Genomic DNA, 1,200 nt, shown 5'->3' with positions numbered 1-1,200 from the left:
CGACAGCGCCCGCGCCTCGGCCAGCGCGATCGCCGCGGGACAGCCGGGCAGGGGATGGCCGACCAGCCGCAGGTCATAGCGGCCCACCTGCTGGCGCAGCACGTTGGCGGCGGTGGCCGAGACCCCGGTGAAGTTGCGGTTGAAATTGGTCACGAACAGTTCAGCCATCGTCCGGCTCCCGTGCCAGCGCCGCGCACAGCATTTCGACAATCCCGTCCAGCGAGGCGCTTTGCCCCGCCACAAAGCGGCGGGCGGCGTCGCGGGCCTGGTCCAGCCGCTCGGGCGCGTCCAGCCAGCCTGAAACCGCCTGCGCCAGCGCGCCTGCATCCGCCACTTCCCGCGCCCCGCCCAGCGCGATCAGCGGGCCATAGGTTTCGGTAAAGTTGAAATAGCCCGGCCCGGTCAGTACTGCCGCGCCGGCCTGGGCCGGTTCGAACGGGTTATGCCCGCCGATGGGCTTCAGCGATCCGCCCAGGAAAACGATCGGCGCGGCGGCATACCAGGTGCCGGTCTCTCCCAGCGTGTCGGCCAGATAGACCTGGCTGTCCTGCTCGGGCCATTCCCCGGCCGAACGGCGGGCCAGGCTAAGCCCGGCGCGCCGGGTCAGCGCCGCGATCTCGTCGCCGCGGTCGGGATGGCGCGGGATCAGCAGCAGCAGCAGGTCGGGGTGGCGGGCCAGCGCTTGGCGATGCGCCTCCAGCACTGCCTCTTCCTCGCCCGGATGGGTCGAGGAGGCGATCCAGAGCGGTCGGGATCCCAATGCGGCGCGCAGCTGCGCCAGCACATCCTGCACCACCGGCAGCGGCGCTGCGGTGGCTTTCAGGTTGCCGCCGATGCGGACCCGTGCGGGATCGGCGCCCATCAGCTTGAGGTTCGCGCTGGCGCCGGGGTTCTGCGCCAGCAGGATGGCGAATTGGTCCAGCACGAAACTCGCGGTGTCGGGGAACTTGCTCCAGCCGCGCACCGAACTGGTCGACAGCCGCGCATTGACCAGCGCCAGCCGGGCGCCGCGGGCGCGGGTTTCGGCCAGCGTCAGCGGCCACAGCTCGCTGTCGACGAAGATCGCCGCGTCGGGGCGCCAATGGTCGAGGAACCGCGCCACCGGCCGCGGCGCATCCAGCGGCGCGAATTGGTGGCGCGCGCGGGGCGGCATCCGTTTGGCAATCAGCTCGGCCGCGGTGGCGGTGCCCGAGGTGATCA

1 protein-coding gene and 1 pseudogene are annotated in these 1,200 nt (G+C 71.6%); both read right to left on the bottom strand.

Translation table 11 applies throughout. The annotated features are described in order from the left end of the window. Positions 1-168 (bottom strand): annotated as a pseudogene (locus tag CVM52_RS27890) (glycosyltransferase family 1 protein); the annotation flags it as partial. Further along, the coding region (locus tag CVM52_RS25890) for a 3-deoxy-D-manno-octulosonic acid transferase (protein WP_100165072.1) at positions 161-1,200 on the bottom strand (1,040 nt) is incomplete at its 5' end. The gene CVM52_RS25890 and the pseudogene CVM52_RS27890, both read right to left, overlap by 8 nt.

The organism is Pseudooceanicola lipolyticus (genome assembly GCF_002786325.1).
Lineage (GTDB): Bacteria > Pseudomonadota > Alphaproteobacteria > Rhodobacterales > Rhodobacteraceae > Pseudooceanicola_C > Pseudooceanicola_C lipolyticus.
This window is presented reverse-complemented; position numbering and strand designations above follow the sequence as displayed.